Genomic DNA, 12,983 nt, shown 5'->3' with positions numbered 1-12,983 from the left:
GTTCACCGGCGGAGGAGTCGGCGAGCGCCCATCCCGCGCCCTCGCGGACCACGAGGTTGCCGGCGATCGTGGGCTCGACGTGGTCGGCGCCTGCGCGGCGAGCGGGTTCGGTCAGTTCTGCTCCGGCGACGACGCCGAATCCGGTGAACGACATGGGCCCATGCAACTCCGCAGCCAGGGTTCCGGCGAACGTTGCCGTCCGTTGCCGTCCATCGCGGTCGGTCGCCGTCGGTCGCCGTCAGTCGCGTCAGTCGCTGTCAGGTCGGTTCGAGGAGGTGCCCGAGCGCCTCGGCGATGTCACCCACCGCGTCGAGCCGACCGTCGGCGATCAGGACGATGAAGTCGTGCGCCTGGTCGTTGCTGGCGGTGAGCCGCCGGCCGTTGACGCCGAGGAACACGATCAGCAGCATCAGGCCGAGTCGCTTGTCGCCGTCGACGAGCGCGTGGTTGCGGACGACCGATTGCACCAGGGCCGCGGCCTTCTCGACGAGGGTCGGTACGTCACGCCCGCCGACCGACGCAGCCGGCCGGGCCACGGCGGCCTCGAGCAGTCCGACGTCACGGAGGGCGACACCGTCGCCGAGCGTCCGGCGGGCGACGTGGAGCGCCTCGTCGATGGTGAGGTGGATCACCGGCCGAGGCGTTCCAGGGCTTCGGCGTACCGGGGAAGCTCACGATCGAGGATCCCGTCGATGAGGTCGGAGCGACTGTGGTGCTCGATGTACTCACGGATCGCGCTCCGGGCGATCTCCTGCATGGAACGCTCCTCGTGGTCGGCGCGCTTCCGGAGCGCGTTGGTCTCGTCGTCGTCGAGTCGGAGGGTCATGGCCATGACCGGGATGGTATCAGTTGTGATACCGAGGGGCGATCGAGGAGCGTCACGGCTGCCATCCGGGGGGTCACGAGGCCGGTCTCGTAGGCGAAGACCACGAGCTGCGCGCGGTCGCGGGCGCCGAGCTTGATCATCGCGCGGAGACGTGGGTCTTCGTCGTCATCGGGCTGACGAAGAGGCGCTCGGCGATCTCGGCGTTCGTGAGGCCGACCGCGACGAGCTGCATCACCTGGCGTTCCCGGTCGGTGAGGACGTCGAGGCCGGTGCGAGGGACGCCGGCTTCGCGTGCGTCGCGTACGCCTCGACGAGGGAGCGGGTCGCCCGGGCGAGAGCAGGGAGTCCCCGGCGACCACCGTCCGGATCGCCCGCAGGAGTTCGGCTGGCTCGGTGTCCTTCACGAGGAAGCCGGCCGCCCCCTGCCGCGGATCGCCTCGAAGACGTAGTCGTCCTCCTCGAAGGTGGTGAGGATCACCACGTGGACGTCCGCCAGGGACGGGTCGGCCGAGATGCGCTGGGTGGCGGTCAGTCCGTCGGTGCCGGGCACCCGGATGTCCATGAGCACGACGTCCGGGTGTTCGGCTCGTGCGGACTCGACGGCGGCGTCACCGTCGCCGGCCTCTCCCACGACCGTCATGCCCGGCTCGGCGTCGACGAGGGCGCGGAGCCCGGCGCGGACGAGCACCTGGTCGTCGACGAGGAGGACCCGGATCGGCCGTGCGGCGTCGGGGTGTTCGCGGTGGTCGGTCACGGCTGGGCCTCTGGGTCTGCGGTGATGACCGGCAGTCTGGCCGACGCGCCATCCGCCGTTCGTGGTCGGTCCGGCCCGGAGTTCGCCGCCGGTGGCGATCGCTCGCTCGCGCATGCCGATGAGCCGTTGCCGGTCCGCACCGAGGGACGGCGCGGGTCGGTGGCTGGTCGCCGTTCGGGTGCGCGCCGGCCGAGGGCACGCCGTCCGGGTGCACGGGGCAGTCCTCGACGAGCAGGTCGACGACGTCCGGGCCGATCGACACCGAGACGTCGGCGGTGCCCGGGAGCGTGCTTCATCACGTTCGTCACCGACTCCTGCACGATGCGGAAGGCGTTCCGGTCCGTGACGCCACCGGTCGCACCCGGATCACCGGACACGGACAGCCCGATGTCGATGCCGGCGGCCCGGGCGCGCTCGACCAGGTCGGCCAGCGGTCGAGGCCGGGTGCCGGGTTTCCGTTCGGCCGGCCCGGGGCTGGACTCGTCCGTCGGCGCGTCCACCGCCCGGAGGACCCCGAGGTCCGGAGCTCGACGAGGGCTGCGCGGCTGGAGTCACGGATGTCCGCCAGCGACTGCCGCGTCTGGTCCGGCAGGTCCGCCCCGAGGTGCAGCGCGACCCCGGCCTGCAGGTTGATTGGGGACATGCTGTGCGCCACCGAGTCGTGGGTTCCGCGCGATACGGACGCGTTCGTCCGCCGCCCGACGACGTGCGGCCTCGGCTCGTTGCCGTCGGCGGTCGGCGACGCGCTCGAGTCGGACCCGGACGAGTTCGGACACCGCAATGGTCACGGTGACCCAGGCGATGCAGAGCAGCACCACGCTGAGGTCGAGGACGGACGAGCGACCGAGGACCGTGTCGGCCGTCGGCAGCACGGCGATGCTCAGACCGGCCGCGGCTGCGACCACGTCCGGTGCCCCGGAGCAGGCGTTCGCCATCGCCATCGTGAGCGCGGCCACGAAGGGACCCCGTGGGCTCACGACCAGGGCGAAGCCGATGGTCGTGGCGAGCGTGACGAAGAGCCCCTCGGGCCACCGCCACCGCCAGGGCAGGACCACCACGCCGGCGACGAGCAACGTGATCGCGAAGGGACCGAGCTGGACGACGTCGAAGGCCTTCCGCCGACGCGAACGCGTGTCGCACCCAGGGCGGACCACCGACGACCGTGCCGTCGCCGGTTCCGGCACCGTCGCGAAACGGGAGGCGAGGACCGTCCCGACGATCACCACCCACCGCGACCGGCAGCACGCGGCCGACCCGTGCGAAGCGGCGACGACCGCCGAGGCGGGCGTCGTCCGGCGCCGGGTCGGCGACGATCAGTGCGGTGTCCTGCAGCGACCCCGAGGTCGCCGACCAGCTCGGTCCTCGGGCGGCAGCACGACCTGTGGACACTCCCCGGGAGTATCCGCCTGTGGGGGCGGCGCCGCTCTACGACTGCGGGAGCGGGCGGGAGTGGGGCTTCGTGAGGGACGCGTGCCGCGCCTCCGGAGCCCGACGCTGGAGGGGTCGCGACAGCGGCACCCAGAGCCGACCTCAGGGAGGTCCCCATGCGCACCACCATCGCAGCGAACGCGCCGTACTGGCACGGCGGCGGGTTCCCGTTCTTCGTCTTCCCCGCGTTCTTCTTCTTCGCGTTCCTGGTCGTCTCGGTCGTCTTCGGCGTGCTCCGCCGGGGCAGCTGGCGAGCGCGGTCGAGATGCGCGGTCAGTCCGTCCTCGCCGACCGGTTCGCCCAGGGCGATGTCGATGCCGATGAGTACCGCTCGCGGTTCTCCGGCTCAGCCGGAAGTGACCGACAGCGCGGCGAGGATCGTCACCACCGTGTCGTCGACCAGGCCGTCGATCGACACGGCGACGGCGGCCTCGTCGAAGCTGCGGACACTCGAGGGTGGCGAACAGGGAGTCGAGCAGCGACGTCGGCATGTACTCGATGGTGCCGGCGCGACTGCCGCTCGGCGATCAGCTCGCGCGAGCCGTCGAGGAACGCGATCACGAAACCCAGGCGCACTGACACGGAGACGATCGCGGTGGACGCGCGCCAGGCTGCCGGAGTTGGCCATCACGCAACGGCTGCCGGACGCGCTCGACCTCGGCGGTCCGGTCGGCGCAGGCGTCCAGCCAGGGCCAGCGGTCCTCGTCGGTCAGCAGGACCCCCTGCCGCATCTTCTCCTTGTTCGCGGCCGGGTGCAGGTCGTCGGCGTCCACGAACTTCACGCACGGCTCGCCCTGCGCGGCGAGCGCGTCGGCGAGGGTGCGGCCGATCGTGGACTTGCCGCAGCCCGGGACCCCCATCACGAGCAGCGGAGCGGGAGGACAACGCTCTCGATCCATCCCTCCACTGTATCTGATGCCGTGAACAGCGATCCACAGTTGCAGCGCAACAGCCGTGCGGTCCCAGGCCGCCGACCATCAGGTTGAGGTCCAGACGTCCGGACGAAGGAGACCAACGTGGCAGACGGCAACGGTCCAGCGAACATCGGGGTGGTGGGCCCCTGGCAGTCATGGGCTCGAACCTCGCATGGAACCTCGCCTCGCGAGAAGGGCGCAGCGCGGTCGCGGTCTACAGCCGCACCTACGCCCACACCGAGGAACTCATGCAGGAGCACGGCGACGCCGGCTTCATCGCGTCCGAGGACATCGACGACTTCGTGGCCTCGCTCTCCGAAGCCCCGCACGGCGATCAGCATCATGGTGCAGGCCGGCAAGGGCACCGACGCGGTGATCTCGCAGCTCGCCGAGAAGTTCGAGCCCGGCGACATCATCGTCGACGGTGGCTGGCACGAACTTCCACGACACCATCCGCCGTGCGCGACCTGCGCGAAGAAGGGCCTCAACTTCTACCGTCCGGTACCGGCATCTCCGGCGGTGAAGAGGGCGCGTTGAAGGGCCCGTCGATCATGCCCGCCGGGCAATCGCAGGAGAGCCTGGGAGGCCCTCGGGCCGATCCTCAAGTCGATCGCCGCCATCGCCGAGGGCGAAACCCTGTGTGACTGCCCACATCGGCACCGACGGCGCCGGCCACTTCGTGAAGATGGTCCACAACGGCATCGAGTACGCCGACATGCAGCTCATCGCGGAGTCCTACGACCTGCTCCGCCGCGTCGGTGGCTTCACCGTCGAGGACCTGGTGCAGGTGTTCGACGAGTGGAACAAGGGCGACCTCGAGTCCTACCTGATCGAGATCACCGGCGAGATCCTCAAGCAGACGGACGCCGAGACCGGCAAGCCCCTGGTCGACGTCATCCGCGACGAGGCCGGGTCGAAGGGCACCGGCGTGTGGACCGTGCAGAACGCGGTCGGGCTCGGGATCCCGGTGTCCGGCATCGGTGAAGCGGTGTTCGCCCGCGCGGTGTCGTCGAAGCCGATCCACGCGCGGCGGTGCAGAAGTCCGCCAAGGGCCGGCCGTCGATCACCGAGGTGCCGGACACCTTCGCCGACGACGTCCGTGCCGCGCTCTACGCGTCGAAGGTCGTCGCGTACGCGCAGGGCTTCGACCTGATCATCGCCGGGGCCGAGGAGTACAGCTGGGACATCGACCTCGGCAACGTCGCGAAGATCTGGCGCGGCGGCTGCATCATCCGCGCGCAGTTCCTGAACCGCATCGTCGAGGCGTACGACGAGAACCCCTCGCTCGAGTCGCTGCTGGTGGACCCGTACTTCGCGAACGCCGTCGCCGAGGGCGAGGCCGCCTGGCGTCGCATCGTCGGGATCGCGGCTGCATCAGGGGGTCCCTGCACCGGGCTTCTCGTCGGCGCTGTCGTACTTCGACTGCTCGCGTCCGACCGGCTACCCGCGGCGCTCATCCAGGGGCAGCGGGACTTCTTCGGCGCGCACACGTACCAGCGCATCGACAAGGACGGCACCTTCCACACCCTGTGGTCCGACGACGACCGTCGCGAGGTCGAGCAGGAACCGTCGACGCACTGACCTACCCGCCCTGACTCGGAAGGCCCCGCCGGACGGCGGAGCCTTCCGGTCGTCCGGGGGCTCGTCGTCCGGGGGCTCGGCGTCCGGCGGCTCGGCGTCCGGCGGCTTCGTGGTCCGGGGCTCGGCGTCGTCAGGCGACGATGCGTTCGCGGGCCAGGTCGGCGACCAACCGCTCGAGTCGGGGGCCGCGGCCGAGCGTCCGCCGCGAGCCCGGAGCAGCGCGCACGAAGAAGGTCGCCACGGCCGCCGAGTCGTCCGGGCGCACGTAGTGCATGGCCACGGCCCACGAACGGCCGTCGCCGTGCACGTCCTCGAGCCCGACGTGCACCATGCGACTCCACCGGACCACGAGCAGGCGAGTGGCCCGACGATCCTCGAGTTCCCACAGGGATGCCTCGGTGGCTCCGAACGCCCACGTCACGCGCTGGCCGAGCAACACCTCGGGTCGGACGGTCGCGATCGAGGCACGGAGTTCTGCGGTCGGCACCGCGGGGACCAGCCACACCGTCGGGTCGATGCGCCGGATCGCCAGGGCGAGTGCCTCGTCCTGACGACGGCGACGCGACGAGTGCCCCCGGATGACCGCGACGACGATGACCGCGACGCCCAGCCCGATGGCGGCGACCTCGGCGACCCCGAAGTACGTCAGGTCTGCGTCCGGCGACAACGCGACGACGATGATCCGCGCGGTGAGCAGCGCCGCCCAGACGCCGACGATGGTCCACCGGAGGGGTGGCGAGCCGTCGAGCGGGCGACATCGGCTGGCGCTCCTGCCGTCGGGCACGGCCGGGGCGCGGAACACGATCGGGACGCCTCAGCACACCCCGATCCTCGCACGGCCCACCGCTCCATCGGCTGGCGCTGCCCGGTGAACGGCCGTCGAACCGGGCCCGCCGTCCACAGGTTGCCCGGTTGTCAGCCCGCATGCGGCACCGGAGACCTACGCTCAGGCCGTGACCACTGACCAGGAGGACCGCCCCGACGACCACGGAGCGTCCGGAGGTCCTGCCGTCGGCGCGGGCGTTCGCCGCCGCCGTCGGACTCGTCGCCGCAGCGGCGTTCTTCGCCGCCGCCGAGCTCGGTGCGCTGCTGCTCGGCGGTGCCGGCAGTCCGCTCGCTCGCCGTCGGTTCCGCGGTCATCGACCTGGCGCCGCGCGGCGCGAAGGACTTGATGGTGTCGCTCTTCGGCACCGGGGACAAGGTCGCGCTCTTCGTGCTGATGGGCGTCATCGTCGCCGTCGTCAGTGCCGCCGCCGGCATCCTCGAGCGGGCACGGCCGCCGTTCGGCGCGCTGGTGTTCGCCGTCGGGGGCGTCCTGTCCCTCATCGCCGTCAGCACACGGTCCGGCAGCGGGACGTTCGACGGCGCACCGTCCGTCCTGGGCGTCGCCGCAGCGGTCATCGTCCTCCGGGTGCTGGCGCAGCACCTCCCGTCGGTGGGAGGCCGCGGTCGCCGTCCCCTCGGCGAGCCCGCGCCCGGCCTCCACCGAACGGCGTGCGTTCCTGGCGTGGGGCATCACCGCCGCGGCGGTCGCCGTCGTGGTGGGCACCGCATCGCGACTCGGGTCGTCGGCGATGCAGGCCACCGCCGCCGCTCGACGGGCGATCCGGCTGCCGGCTCCGTCGAACGTTGCCCCGTCCGTCCCGAGCGGTGCCTCGCTCGACGTCGCCGGCATCACCCCCTACGTCACGCCGAACGCCGACTTCTACCGGATCGACACCGCACTCCGCGTGCCCTCGGTCGACACCGCCGACTGGCGGCTCCGCATCCACGGCGCCGTCGACCACGAGGTCGAGCTGACCTGGGACGACCTCCTCGCGCTGCCGCTCGAGGAGCACCACGCCACGCTGAGCTGCGTCTCGAACGAGGTCGGTGGCGACCTCCATCGGCAACGCACTCTGGCTCGGGTACCCGATCCGGCTCCTGCTCGAACGGGCCGCGCCGCACGCCGGTGCCGACATGGTGCTGTCCCGCAGCGTCGACGGCTTCTCGGCGGGGACGCCCTCGACGTGCTGCAGGACCCCGGGACCGCTGCGCTGCTGGCTGTCGGGATGAACGGCGAACCGCTGCCGCCCGAGCACGGGTTCCCGGTCCGGATGGTCGTCCCCGGCCTGTTCGGGTACGTGTCGGCGACGAAGTGGGTGACCGATCTCGAGGTGACGCGGTTCGCCGACGCCGAGGGCTACTGGACGCCCCGCGGCTGGTCCGAACGCGGGCCGGTCAAGCTGGAGTCGCGGATCGACACCCCACGCGCGGGTTCGACGGTGCAGGCCGGGTCCGAGGTCGCCATCGCCGGTGTCGCGTGGCAGCCGCACACCGGAGTGAAGGGCGTGCAGGTCCGGGTCGGGGACGGCCTCGTGGCAGGACGCCACCCTCGCCGACTCGGTGTCCGCCGACACCTGGCGCCAGTGGGTGTACCGGTGGACCCCGACGAAGGGATCGCACCGCATCCAGGTGCGCGCCGTGAGCGCCGACGGTGAGGTGCAGACGAGTGTCGAACGGCCACCCGCGCCGAACGGAGCGTCGGGGTGGCACACCGTCGAGGTGCGCGCCTCCTGACCGACGGAGCGCCCACGGTGGTGCAACGACCATCGGCCGCTCGACGTGGTCAGGACGGGCGGGTCGCGACCACGCAGGTGCCGTCGACGTCGTCGTCGGACTCGATCGAGGTCACGAAGCCGGAGGACGCGAACGCCGCGGCTGACGCAGCAGCCTGCGCAGCGGACACCTCGATGACGACGGAGCCGCCCGGGCGCAACCACTCCCGCGCACCGGCTGCGATGCGACGGTGGAGGTCCAGCCCGTCCGGGCCGCCGTCGAGCGCGACCCGGTGTTCGTGGTCGCGCGCCTCGGTGGGCATCATGGCGATCGAGGCCGTCGGCACGTACGGCGCGTTCACGGCGACGACGTCGACCTCGCCGCGGAACCGGTCCGGGAGCGGCTCGAAGAGGTCCCCTCGACGACGATGCCGCGGTCACCGATGTTCTCCGCCGCGACGCTCACGGCATCGGGGTCGATGTCGGCCGCCACCAGGTCGAGCGCGCCGATCCGGCCGAGCAGTGCCACCGAGACGGCTCCGGCACCACAGCAGAGGTCCACCACGCGGTCGTAGCGCTGCAACCGTCTGGCTGCCTGTTCCACCACGACAGTCGTCCGGGCCCGCGGGACGAAGACCCCGGGGGTCACGCGGATGCGGTGCGCCGTCGAACGCCGCCCAGCCGAGGACGTACTCGAGGGGTTCGCCGGCCAGGCGTCGCTGCACGAGCGACCGCAGGCGGACCAGGTCGCCGTCGCCGGCGTCGAGCAGGAGGTCCGCTTCGTCCTCGGCGAAGACGCTGCCCGCGGCCCGGAGTCGGGCCGCGAGCGCGTCACGCGCGGGTGAGGTCAAGCCGCGCCGTCGAACATCGACGTGACGGACCCGTCGTCGAAGACCTCGTGGATGGCACGGGCGATGAGCGGGGCGATCGGCAGGACCTCGAGCCGGTCCCAGCGCTTCTCCATCGGCACGGGCAGGGTGTCCGTGACGACGACCCGGTCGATGAACTCGTCTCTGCAGCAGCTCGGTCGCGGGGTCGGAGAACACGGCGTGGGTCGCGGCGACGACGACACCGGTGGCACCGGCGTTCTTCAGCGCCTCGGCGGCCTTGGCGATGGTGCGACCGGTGTCGATCAGGTCATCGACGAGCAGGCAGACCCGACCGGAGACGTCACCGACGATCTCGTGGACGCTCACCTGGTTCGGGACGAGCGGGTCGCGACGCTTGTGGATGATCGCCAGCGGTGCGCCCAGCTTCTCCGACCAGATGTCGGCGACGCGCACGCGGCCCATGTCCGGCGAGACGACGGTGAGCGTCGACGGGTCGAGGATCTCCTGGAAGCGCTGCAGCAGCACCGGCATCGCGAAGAGGTGGTCGACGGGGCCGTCGAAGAAGCCCTGGATCTGCGCGGCGTGCAGGTCGACGCTCATGATGCGGTGCGCGCCGGCGGCCTTGAACAGGTCGGCGACGAGTCGGGCCGAGATCGGCTCGCGCCCGCGGCCCTTCTTGTCTTGTCGGGCGTAGGGGTAGAAGGGCGCGACGACGGTGATGCGCTTCGCCGACGCGCGCTTGAGGGCGTCGACCATGATGAGCTGCTCCATGAGCCACTCGTTGATGGGCGCCGTGTGCGACTGGATGACGAAGGCGTCGCAGCCACGGACCGACTCGTCGAAGCGAGCGTAGAGCTCACCGTTCGCGAAGGTCCGGGCATCGGTCGGGACGAGCTCGACGCCGAGTTCTTCGGCGATCTCCGCCGAAAGCGTCGGGTGTGCTCGCCCTGCGACGAGGACGAGTCGTTTCTGGCCGGTCGTTTTGATTCCGGACAAGTGCGGTGCTCACTCCCTGACCCGTGCGGGGTCGATGTCGACGACGGGTGGTCGCCGTGTTCTATTCGCCGTTCGCGCGCCGAGCAGCTTCGGCCGCCGGCGAACCGGGCCGGTGTTCCTCGACCCATCCGTCGGTGTTGCGCTGTGGGGCGTAGCTGATCGCCAGCGACCCGGCCGGTACGTCCTTGCGGACGGTCGTACCCGCGCCGGTGTACGCTCCCGTCACCAATCCTAACCGGGGCGACGAACACGTTGTGCGAGCCTGTACGGACGTTCGACCCGACCTCGGTCCGGTGCTTGTGCACACCGTCGTAGTTCGCGGTGATCGTGTTGGCACCGATGTTCGAGTCCTCGCCCACCTCGGCATCGCCGATGTAGGACAGGTGCAGGACCTTGCTGCCCCGACCGATCTGCGCGTTCTTCGTCTCGACGAAGGTGCCGATCTTGCCCTGGTCGCCCAGGATCGTGCCGGGTCGCAGGTACGCGAACGGGCCGACGGAGGCCCCGTCGCCGATCACCGCGAGCGTGGCGTCGACTCGGTTGACGACGGCTCCGGCGCCGACCTCAGTGTCGCGGAGGGTCGTGTCGGGGCCGACGACGGCGCCGGACGCGATCGCGGTGGCGCCGATGAGCTGGGTGCCGGGGAGGATCTCGGCGTCGGGCTCGATCGAGACGTCGAGGTCGATCCAGGTGGTCGCGGGGTCTTGCACGGTGACGCCGGCGAGCTGGTGCCGGCGGACGATGCGGCCGTTGAGCTCGCGGGCGGCGTCGGCGAGCTGCGCGCGGTCGTTGATGCCGGCGACGAGCCACGGGTCGGTCAGCGTCACCACGTCGACCAGACCGCCACGGCCGGCGATGAGGCTCGGCGCGTCGGTGATGTACTTCTCGCCCTGCGCGTTCGCCGTGGTGAGCGAGGGCAGCACGGCGCGGAGGTGGTGCGACGTCGAAGGCGTAGATGCCGGCGTTCGTCTCGGTGATGCCGAGCTGCTCGGGGCTGGCGTCCTTGTGCTCGACGACGCCGACGAAGGCCCCGTCGGTGCCGCGCACGATCCGGCCGAGCCCCGTCGGGTCCGGTGCGATGGCGCTGACGAGGGTCACGGCGTGCGATCCGCCGAGGTGGGCGTCCACCAGACGACGCAGCGAGTCGGCGTCGAGGAGCGGGACGTCGCCCGACAGCACCACGACGGCACCGTCGAAGTCGGCGGGCAGCGCCTGGACCGCGACCTCGACCGCGCGACCGGTACCGGGGACGTCGTCCTGGTCGACCACGATCGCGTCGGGGGCGCGCTCGACGACCTCGGCCGCGACGCGCTCGCGCTCGTGCCGCACGACGACGGCGACGTGCTCCGGGCCGAGGGAGGACGCCGTGCGCAGCACGTGGGCGATGAGCGGCAGGCCGGCGAGGCGGTGCAGCACCTTGGGGGTGGACGACTTCATGCGCGTGCCCTGCCCGGCGGCGAGGACGACGACGGCGATCCGCTGGTCGGTCATGGGTCCATCCTGGCGGCACGCGCCTCCCGGTGTCGGGCGACCCACGGCCTTGTGGGCAACCGTGCGCAGAACCGCACCTGTGGAGGGGAGACGAGCCGCGCCTCCAGGCCGAGCGGTGACCGGTTCTTCCCATCACACGCGGAATGGAAGGCCTAATCGGGCGTAGGAGGTCGAAAGAACGACCTCCTATGCCCGATTCGACCTGGTACGCGCGAAACGACCCCCTATGCGCGGAACGACCCCGCGCCCGACCCCGCGCCCGACCCCCGCGGCACGAACGCCATCAGCACCAGCCCCGCGACGAGCACCACCACCACGCCGATGATCCCGAACCGGGTCGAGCCGCCGATCGTCACCGCGATGCCGAACAGCGCCGGGGCGAGGAACGACGCCGCCCGCCCGGTCGTGGCGTAGAGGCCGAAGAGCTCCCCCTCGCGGCCGGGCGTCGCGAGCCGGCTGAGGTACGCGCGGGACGACGCCTGCACGGGCCCGACGAACACCGCCAGGGTCAGGCCGAGGATCCAGAAGCCCGAGGTCGCCGTGCCGATCAGGAACACCCCGAGCCCGGTGAGGACGAGGCCGACGAGCGACACCGTGATGAGCGCCCGCGAGCCGAACCGGTCGTCGAGCCACCCGGACACGAAGGTCGCCACGCCCGCCACGACGTTGGCCGCGATCGCGAACAGGATCACCTGCGAGGGGCTGAACCCGAACACGGTGGCGGCGATGATCCCACCGAAGGTGAACACCGCGCCGACGCCGTCGCGGAACACGGCGCTCGCGAGCAGGAACGCCAGGACGTCACGACGCTCCCGCCAGAGCCGTGCGATGTCGCGGCCGAGGTCGGCGTAGGCGCTGAGGACGCCGCCGCTGCGGGTGCGCCCCGGTGCGGCCTCGGGGATCGTCACGAAGAGCGGGATCGAGCTCACCGCGAGCCACAGGGCGGCGATCCCGATCGCGACGCGGACGTCCCATTGTCCGGACGCGACGGTCGCGGGGAGCTGCAGGAGCCCGGCCACGCCGGGGACGCCGAAGTCCTGGATGCAGAGGACCAGCAGCACGACGAGCAGCACGATCCCGCCGAAGTACCCGGCCGCCCAGCCGATCACGGACACCGCCCCTTCTGCTCCCCCGGTGCGACCTGGCCGAGCATGGCGTTGTACCCGACGCTCGCGATCTCGTACGCCACGGTCCCGATGCCGAGGAGGGCTGCGCCGAGCAGCAGGAACGGCTGGCTCGGGGCGACGAACACCATCCCGCCGATGGACAGCGCGATGCCGATGGTCGCGATGAGGACGGACCGCCGACGGTGTCCGGACGAGTCCGCGAGTCGGCCGACGGCGGGTGCGACGAGTGCCACCACGATGCCGGCGATCGTCAGCGCGGTCGAGACGACGGCCGCGTTGTGGGCGAGTTCGCGGTCCACGACGGCCCTGCCTGCGGCGGACGTGTCGGCGACGAGGGCCGGGTCCACGAACGCGCGGCTCGCCAGGTAGGTGCTGAAGACGAAGGTCGTGACGACCGCGTTGAACGCTGCGGACCCCCAGTCCCAGAGCGCCCAGGACACCAGGGCCCGCCGGTCGGTGCGCTGCGGCACCGCGGCCGAGAGTGGAGCCGTCATGCGCG

General features: G+C 71.6%; 17 protein-coding genes and 5 pseudogenes. 6 read left to right on the top strand and 16 right to left on the bottom strand.

From position 1 onward, the window contains the following. Window positions 1–257 precede the first annotated feature (257 nt). The 8 genes from ACZ8AI_RS19040 to ACZ8AI_RS19005 all read right to left on the bottom strand — a co-directional run bounded on the left by ACZ8AI_RS19040 (window position 258) and on the right by ACZ8AI_RS19005 (window position 3,907). A complete protein-coding gene (locus ACZ8AI_RS19040; RefSeq protein WP_464859447.1) occupies window positions 258–632 on the bottom strand; it encodes a type II toxin-antitoxin system death-on-curing family toxin in 375 nt (124 codons plus the stop codon). Next, a complete protein-coding gene (locus tag ACZ8AI_RS19035) occupies window positions 629–832 on the bottom strand; it encodes a ribbon-helix-helix protein, CopG family (protein ID WP_464859446.1) in 204 nt (67 codons plus the stop codon). Before ACZ8AI_RS19035 ends, ACZ8AI_RS19040 begins: the two co-directional genes overlap by 4 nt. A gap of 130 nt (window positions 833–962) precedes the next feature. Continuing rightward, window positions 963–1,058, bottom strand: coding sequence for a LuxR C-terminal-related transcriptional regulator (locus tag ACZ8AI_RS19030; RefSeq protein ID WP_464859445.1), 96 nt, complete (start codon window positions 1,056–1,058; stop codon window positions 963–965). Window positions 1,059–1,226: 168 nt separating this feature from the next. Then, window positions 1,227–1,580, bottom strand: a complete 354-nt coding sequence (locus ACZ8AI_RS19025) for a response regulator (RefSeq protein ID WP_464859475.1) — start codon at window positions 1,578–1,580, stop codon at window positions 1,227–1,229. 304 nt (window positions 1,581–1,884) lie between these two features. After that, the gene (locus tag ACZ8AI_RS19020) at window positions 1,885–2,223 is read right to left on the bottom strand and encodes a hypothetical protein (protein ID WP_464859444.1); all 339 of its coding nucleotides are present in this window, start codon (window positions 2,221–2,223) and stop codon (window positions 1,885–1,887) included. Further along, window positions 2,132–2,803 (bottom strand): hypothetical protein, encoded by a 672-nt coding sequence (locus tag ACZ8AI_RS19015; protein ID WP_464859443.1) that lies wholly within the window; start codon window positions 2,801–2,803, stop codon window positions 2,132–2,134. Before ACZ8AI_RS19015 ends, ACZ8AI_RS19020 begins: the two co-directional genes overlap by 92 nt. A gap of 586 nt (window positions 2,804–3,389) precedes the next feature. Then, entirely contained in the window at window positions 3,390–3,584 is a 195-nt protein-coding gene (locus ACZ8AI_RS19010; RefSeq protein WP_464859442.1) for a hypothetical protein, read from the bottom strand. Continuing rightward, window positions 3,566–3,907, bottom strand: a complete 342-nt coding sequence (locus tag ACZ8AI_RS19005) for a hypothetical protein (protein WP_464859441.1) — start codon at window positions 3,905–3,907, stop codon at window positions 3,566–3,568. Before ACZ8AI_RS19005 ends, ACZ8AI_RS19010 begins: the two co-directional genes overlap by 19 nt. A 170-nt stretch (window positions 3,908–4,077) precedes the next feature. Here ACZ8AI_RS19005 and ACZ8AI_RS19000 point away from each other — a divergent pair. The 4 genes and pseudogenes from ACZ8AI_RS19000 to ACZ8AI_RS18985 all read left to right on the top strand — a co-directional run. Further along, window positions 4,078–4,176 (top strand): annotated as a pseudogene (locus ACZ8AI_RS19000) (hypothetical protein); the annotation flags it as partial. An 88-nt stretch (window positions 4,177–4,264) separates the two neighbouring features. Then, a pseudogene (locus ACZ8AI_RS18995) lies at window positions 4,265–4,566 on the top strand (NAD(P)-binding domain-containing protein). Further along, window positions 4,563–5,075: a hypothetical protein gene (locus ACZ8AI_RS18990; RefSeq protein ID WP_464859440.1), complete on the top strand. Its 513-nt coding sequence runs from the start codon at window positions 4,563–4,565 to the stop codon at window positions 5,073–5,075. Before ACZ8AI_RS18995 ends, ACZ8AI_RS18990 begins: the two are co-directional and overlap by 4 nt. Beyond that, the gene (locus ACZ8AI_RS18985; RefSeq protein WP_464859474.1) at window positions 4,994–5,503 is read left to right on the top strand and encodes a hypothetical protein; all 510 of its coding nucleotides are present in this window, start codon (window positions 4,994–4,996) and stop codon (window positions 5,501–5,503) included. The genes ACZ8AI_RS18990 and ACZ8AI_RS18985 overlap by 82 nt, the downstream gene beginning before the upstream one ends. 130 nt (window positions 5,504–5,633) lie before the next feature. Here ACZ8AI_RS18985 and ACZ8AI_RS18980 read toward each other — a convergent pair whose 3' ends face one another. Together ACZ8AI_RS18980 and ACZ8AI_RS18975 are read right to left on the bottom strand one after the other, a co-directional pair. Then, window positions 5,634–6,305: a hypothetical protein gene (locus tag ACZ8AI_RS18980; protein ID WP_464859439.1), complete on the bottom strand. Its 672-nt coding sequence runs from the start codon at window positions 6,303–6,305 to the stop codon at window positions 5,634–5,636. Window positions 6,306–6,418: 113 nt separating this feature from the next. Beyond that, the gene (locus tag ACZ8AI_RS18975) at window positions 6,419–6,829 is read right to left on the bottom strand and encodes a hypothetical protein (RefSeq protein ID WP_464859438.1); all 411 of its coding nucleotides are present in this window, start codon (window positions 6,827–6,829) and stop codon (window positions 6,419–6,421) included. A gap of 212 nt (window positions 6,830–7,041) precedes the next feature. Here ACZ8AI_RS18975 and ACZ8AI_RS18970 point away from each other — a divergent pair, with 212 nt between their 5' ends. Further along, complete coding sequence (locus ACZ8AI_RS18970) at window positions 7,042–7,983, top strand: molybdopterin-dependent oxidoreductase (RefSeq protein WP_464859437.1); 942 nt, start codon at window positions 7,042–7,044, stop codon at window positions 7,981–7,983. 128 nt (window positions 7,984–8,111) lie between these two features. Here the strand turns inward: ACZ8AI_RS18970 and ACZ8AI_RS18965 are convergent, their stop codons facing one another. Together ACZ8AI_RS18965 and ACZ8AI_RS18960 are read right to left on the bottom strand one after the other, a co-directional pair. Then, window positions 8,112–8,402, bottom strand: coding sequence for a class I SAM-dependent methyltransferase (locus ACZ8AI_RS18965; protein ID WP_464859436.1), 291 nt, complete (start codon window positions 8,400–8,402; stop codon window positions 8,112–8,114). Then, window positions 8,399–8,602, bottom strand: coding sequence for a methyltransferase (locus ACZ8AI_RS18960; protein ID WP_464859473.1), 204 nt, complete (start codon window positions 8,600–8,602; stop codon window positions 8,399–8,401). The genes ACZ8AI_RS18965 and ACZ8AI_RS18960 overlap by 4 nt, the downstream gene beginning before the upstream one ends. Window positions 8,603–8,693: 91 nt before the next feature. On the opposite strand from ACZ8AI_RS18960, the gene ACZ8AI_RS18955 reads away from it, so the two are divergent. Continuing rightward, window positions 8,694–8,885 carry a hypothetical protein gene (locus ACZ8AI_RS18955; RefSeq protein ID WP_464859435.1) on the top strand — a complete coding sequence of 64 codons (192 nt, stop codon included), beginning with the start codon at window positions 8,694–8,696 and terminating at the stop codon, window positions 8,883–8,885. Between the two features lie 2 nt (window positions 8,886–8,887). Here ACZ8AI_RS18955 and ACZ8AI_RS18950 read toward each other — a convergent pair. The 4 genes and pseudogenes from ACZ8AI_RS18950 to ACZ8AI_RS18935 form a co-directional block, all read right to left on the bottom strand. Beyond that, a pseudogene (locus ACZ8AI_RS18950) lies at window positions 8,888–9,866 on the bottom strand (ribose-phosphate diphosphokinase). A gap of 61 nt (window positions 9,867–9,927) precedes the next feature. After that, window positions 9,928–11,357: pseudogene (glmU, locus tag ACZ8AI_RS18945) on the bottom strand (bifunctional UDP-N-acetylglucosamine diphosphorylase/glucosamine-1-phosphate N-acetyltransferase GlmU). 224 nt (window positions 11,358–11,581) lie between these two features. Beyond that, window positions 11,582–12,472, bottom strand: a complete 891-nt coding sequence (locus tag ACZ8AI_RS18940; protein ID WP_464859434.1) for an MFS transporter — start codon at window positions 12,470–12,472, stop codon at window positions 11,582–11,584. Next, a pseudogene (locus ACZ8AI_RS18935) lies at window positions 12,463–12,882 on the bottom strand (MFS transporter); the annotation flags it as partial. The pseudogene ACZ8AI_RS18935 and the gene ACZ8AI_RS18940, both read right to left, overlap by 10 nt. Window positions 12,883–12,983: the final 101 nt, after the last annotated feature.

The organism is Curtobacterium sp. AC273, assembly GCF_979253735.1.
This window is presented reverse-complemented; position numbering and strand designations above follow the sequence as displayed.

Bases quoted from the DNA above. Each gene is read 5' to 3' on its own strand.
- ACZ8AI_RS18955 (WP_464859435.1), top strand. From the start codon at position 8,694: ATGCGGTGCGCCGTCGAACGCCGCCCAGCCGAGGACGTACTCGAGGGG.
- ACZ8AI_RS19030 (WP_464859445.1), bottom strand. From the start codon at position 1,058: ATGCAGCTCGTCGCGGTCGGCCTCACGAACGCCGAGATCGCCGAGCGC.
- ACZ8AI_RS19035 (WP_464859446.1), bottom strand. From the start codon at position 832: ATGGCCATGACCCTCCGACTCGACGACGACGAGACCAACGCGCTCCGG.
- ACZ8AI_RS19020 (WP_464859444.1), bottom strand. From the start codon at position 2,223: ATGTCCCCAATCAACCTGCAGGCCGGGGTCGCGCTGCACCTCGGGGCG.
- ACZ8AI_RS18975 (WP_464859438.1), bottom strand. From the start codon at position 6,829: ATGAGGGACAGGACGCCCCCGACGGCGAACACCAGCGCGCCGAACGGC.
- ACZ8AI_RS19005 (WP_464859441.1), bottom strand. From the start codon at position 3,907: ATGGATCGAGAGCGTTGTCCTCCCGCTCCGCTGCTCGTGATGGGGGTC.